Origin of the sequence: Treponema sp. OMZ 840 (genome assembly GCF_050937815.1) — a bacterium.
In the GTDB taxonomy this organism is placed as follows: domain Bacteria; phylum Spirochaetota; class Spirochaetia; order Treponematales; family Treponemataceae; genus Treponema_C.
Map to the genome: position 1 here is coordinate 1 of NZ_JACDIJ010000041.1, position 659 is coordinate 659.

At 49.3% G+C, this 659-nt stretch carries 1 pseudogene; it reads left to right on the forward strand.

Annotated elements, in window-relative coordinates:
- Positions 1 to 659, forward strand: a pseudogene (locus H0R92_RS14025) (IS256 family transposase); the annotation flags it as partial.

The following is a 659-nucleotide window of genomic DNA, read 5'->3' on the forward strand; positions in this document are numbered from 1 at the left end:
TTTTGGGACTGTGGTTGGCTGACACGGAAGGAGCGAAATTCTGGATACGCAGTCCGCGAAAAGCGGACATGTACAATCATTTCCTTGCAGTACAAGGCGAAAGCCTTATGAGTGTGCTGACGGACATAAAGAACCGGGGTACAAATGACATTCTCATAGCCTGCATGGACGGACTTACCGGATTTCCCGACGCGCTCAGAGCAGTTTTTCCGGATACGCACATCCGGCATTGTATAGTTCATATGATCCGAAGCTCGACGAAGTTTGTTTCCTACAAGGATTTGAAGCAAGTCTGCCGCGACTTGAAGGAAATCTACTGTGCAGTGAACGCAGACAGCGGACGTGAGGCGCTTGAGGATTTTGGAAAAAAATGGGACGGCAAGTACCCGATGATTTCGGCCTCATGGCAGCGTAACTGGAACGAGCTGACGGAGTTCTTCTCGTACCCGGACAGCATCCGCCTGAGTCATCTACACGACAAATGCAATTGAGAGCCTGAACTTTTCCCTGCGCAAAGTCACGCGCAATAAATCAAGTTTTCCCGATGACGATTCGATATATAAGGTGATGTACCTTGCGATTAAGAATGCGAGCGCAAAGTGGACTATGCCGATTAAGGAATGGGGACCGGCGGTCAACCAGTTCGCTATCCTTTTTGA